Source organism: Microbacterium sp. (assembly GCF_041641055.1).
Classification (GTDB): Bacteria; Actinomycetota; Actinomycetes; order Actinomycetales; family Microbacteriaceae; genus Microbacterium.
On record NZ_JBEPZB010000040.1, the window covers coordinates 1 to 3,443 of the forward strand.

The 3,443-nt window shown below is 66.7% G+C and carries 4 protein-coding genes and 1 pseudogene; 4 read left to right on the forward strand and 1 reads right to left on the reverse strand.

Going from position 1 to position 3,443, the window contains the following annotated elements; all coding sequences use genetic code 11:
* A partial coding sequence (gene rpsN / locus ACESK8_RS16470) for a 30S ribosomal protein S14 (RefSeq protein WP_372969601.1) occupies positions 1 to 198 on the forward strand: 198 nt, incomplete at its 5' end.
* Positions 199 to 503: 305 nt separating this feature from the next.
* Positions 504 to 1,328, forward strand: a complete 825-nt coding sequence (locus ACESK8_RS16475; protein ID WP_372969602.1) for a DUF559 domain-containing protein — start codon at positions 504 to 506, stop codon at positions 1,326 to 1,328.
* A 115-nt stretch (positions 1,329 to 1,443) separates the two neighbouring features.
* Here the strand turns inward: ACESK8_RS16475 and ACESK8_RS16480 are convergent, their stop codons facing one another.
* Positions 1,444 to 2,271: an alpha/beta hydrolase gene (locus ACESK8_RS16480; protein ID WP_372969603.1), complete on the reverse strand. Its 828-nt coding sequence runs from the start codon at positions 2,269 to 2,271 to the stop codon at positions 1,444 to 1,446.
* A 125-nt stretch (positions 2,272 to 2,396) separates the two neighbouring features.
* Between ACESK8_RS16480 and ACESK8_RS16485 the strand changes: the two genes are divergently transcribed.
* Together ACESK8_RS16485 and ACESK8_RS16490 are read left to right on the forward strand one after the other, a co-directional pair.
* Positions 2,397 to 3,005: a TetR/AcrR family transcriptional regulator gene (locus ACESK8_RS16485; RefSeq protein WP_372969604.1), complete on the forward strand. Its 609-nt coding sequence runs from the start codon at positions 2,397 to 2,399 to the stop codon at positions 3,003 to 3,005.
* 349 nt (positions 3,006 to 3,354) lie between these two features.
* Positions 3,355 to 3,443: pseudogene (locus ACESK8_RS16490) on the forward strand (integration host factor); the annotation flags it as partial.

Here is a 3,443-nt window from a genome sequence, read left to right on the forward strand (position 1 = left end):
ACCGACGAGGCCCGCGAGGCCGCACGCGTCGGCCTGCAGAAGCTGCCGCGCAACGCGTCGCCGGCTCGCGTGCGTTCGCGCGACGTCATCGACGGCCGCCCCCGCGGTGTCCTCACGAAGTTCGGCATCTCGCGTGTCCGCTTCCGTGACATGGCACACCGTGGCGAGCTGCCGGGTGTCACCAAGTCGAGCTGGTAAGTCTCAGCAGACAAGCAGGGGCGAGGATCTTCGGATCCTCGCCCCTCTTGCTGTACCCGGCAGGGTTCCGCATCCCCCTCGCCCCCCTCGCGCTGCCCTCGCCCTGCCCTCGCCCCCCCCCGCATCTGCGCTCGCGCTGCGAAGGAGATCTCTCACTGAGAAGGGGATGCTGCGGCAAACGCTCCTTCGTTGCGTGAGATCTCCTTCGGACCACCGCCACTGCACAAGGGAGAACACCCCGCAGTTGTGCACATGGGCTGGGATTTCGCCCCCGGCGCAGGCCTGCCGAGAGGCACTATCGCCTGATGGATCCGGTCGCAGAGCTCGAACGCCGAGGAGGCGTCGCGCGCGTAGAAACCCTCCGGGCGGCAGGGATCAGCTCTCACACGCTGCGCCGTGCACGCGAACTCGGGGTGGTGACGTCGATCCGCCGCGGGTGGGTCGCTCTGCCCGACGCGGACCCCGTCATCGCGGGAGCCGCGACTCGCGGAGTGGTCATCAGCTGCGTCAGTGCCGCTGAGCGCCTCGGGCTCTGGGTGCCGACGGCATCGCCGCTCCATGTGGCCGCCCGTCCGAATGCCGCTCGTGTGCGGGTCCCCTCACAGGTCGTGATCCATTGGTCTCGCCCCGTCGTGCCTCGTGATCCGGACTCGACCGTCGACGGGCTCGTCAACGTCCTCGCGTTGGTCGCGTACTGTCAGCCGAGAGAGACCGCCCTGGTGATCTGGGAATCGGCGCTGAACAGGAAGCTCACCGACAAGCGTCTGCTCTCGGGTTTCGATCTGCCGCCCGCGGCCAGGGCGCTTCTCGAATCCGCGCGTCCGTTCTCGGATTCCGGTCTCGAGACGATCTTCGTGACGCGGTTGCGGTGGTTGGGCCTGGCGATGCTGCCGCAGGCGTGGTTGCTCGGCCACCGGGTCGACCTTCTGATCGGCGAGCGTCTGGTGATCCAGATCGACGGTGCAACGCATGTCGGAGCGCAACGCACGAGTGACATCGAGCACGACGCGCAGCTCATGCTTCGCGGCTATCACGTGCTGCGATTCGGGTACGAGCAGATCATGGCTCGTTGGCCGGAAGTGCAGGCGATCATCATGGAGGCGGTCGCTCAGGGCAAGCATCTCCCCTGATGTCGTCGCTCGCAGTGAAGGAGATCACACGCAACGAAGGACCGGATGCTCAATTCAGTCCTTCGTTGCGAGCGATCTCCTTCGCACGCAGACAAGGGCGCCACAGCGCCAGGCATCACGCGACGGATGCTGTCGCGTGCGCCACCGCCCAGGTGAGCGCGTAGTCAGCGATCTCCTCCCAGCCGTCCTGGCTGACGAGGCGGTGGGTGCGTCCCGCATACTCCTTGTAGTCGACGATGGCGGGGCTGCCGCTGGAGCGGTACTTCTTGACGATCGCGCGACCGATGGCCGGCGGCACCACGTGGTCGATCCCGCCGGTGATGACGAGCAGCGGTGCGCGGTCGGTCCGCGCGTAGTCGACGTGCGTGACTCCGCCCTTCTCGTTGAGCACCGAGGTCACGCCCTCGAAGAAGACCTTGTTGTAGGAGTTCACGGCGTACTCCTCCCAGAGGGCGTTGGATGCTGCGCGGGGGAGGTCGTTGCCGAAGGTGAAGTGGAAGTGACGCTTCGACAGCGGCTTGGCGCCGTTGACGGCGAACGGGTTCGAGAGGATCGGGGTGCCGGTCCAGAGGGTCGAGAGAGGGAGTGCGGTGACGCCGGCGGTCTGTCCCGGCGCGACCCCGACGTAGGCGGCACCGAGGCCGCGGTCGGCGAGCATCTGGGTGAGCACGCCGCCGAACGAGTGGCCCATGATGATCGGCTTGACCGGAAGCGCCCGGATGATGCGCTCGTAGTTGTCGGCGATCTGCTTCAGGCCGATCCCTTTGAGGGCTGCCGGGTTGCGGCGGATGTCCTCGACCGAGCGGTCCTCGATCCCGGGCCACCCCGGGATGATCACCTCGTGGCCCTGAGCGCGGAACCGCTCGGCCCACGTGTTCCAGCTCTTCGGCGTCATCCAGAGTCCGTGGATCAGGACGATCGGGGTCTTGTCGGTGCCGTTCATGGATTCTTCTCCTGTCTCCGCCCCGCCGTGTGCGGGTGCGATACGCTGATAGTAGACCGAACGTTCTATCTAGCGCAACGTATTCCCGAAAACCCGAATCGGATGACACGATGAGAGGGATCACCATGAAGACCACGACTCCCACCTCCGTTCCGACGACGGCTGCGAAGCGGCCCAGCGCAGCCCGCGCGCGGCTGATCGACACCGCCACCAGGCTCTTCTACGAGGAGGGGATCCACGCGGTCGGCGTCGATCGCATCATCGACGAGGCCGCGGTGACCAGGGCGACGCTCTACAACCAGTTCGGCGGCAAGGAGAATCTCGTCCTCGCGTATCTGCGCAACGAAGACGAGATGCTGCGCGCGATGTTCGCTGAAGCAGGAGAAGCGGTCACGGATCCGGGGCAGCTCGTCGTCGCTGTGATCGAGGGCATCGCCGCCGACATCCGTCTCCGGCATACGCGCGGCTGCCCGTTCATCAACGCGGCGGCGGAGTACCCGGATGCCGACGGCGCTGTCCGGCGACTGATCGACGAGCACCGGGAGTGGTTCCGCTCGACCCTGCAGGCCGTGGCCGAGCAGGCCGGACTCGAGAGTGCCGCCGATGTCGCGGCATCCCTCGTGCTGCTGCGCGACGCTGCGCTCGTCGGCGGGTACCTCGACGGAGACGAGCGGGTCACGCCGGCGTTCGAGCGCACCGCCCGTTCGGTGGTCGCGGCCCATCGCCCGCTCTGACGCGGATCGACCGCGCAGCGGTGACCGCCACGGGCTGACCTGCAGCGCTTCCCGTGAAGGAGATCTCACGCCGCGAAGGAGCGGATGCCGGATTCAGTCCTTCGTTGCGCGCGATCTCCTTCGCAGCCAGCGGGCGAACGCACCGCCAGCACGCGTCAAGCCACCGCCACACGAGTCACATTCGTCACTTCTGACCCACGACACGCCGCTGAATAGTCCAAAACCCGCGAAATGACGCGGAAATGTGGGCGCTGGTTGATACATTCAAGGCGGTCACTCGACCAACGGAGGGCAGTCGCCCCCCGGAATCACCAACGATGCGACGGGAACCTCGTCGCTGGAGGATGACATGGCTGACAAGTCCATCACCAAGACCGAGCTCGTCGCGAGCATCGCTTCTGCCACCGGCCAGAGCCAGGCCACCGTCTCGGGTGTCCT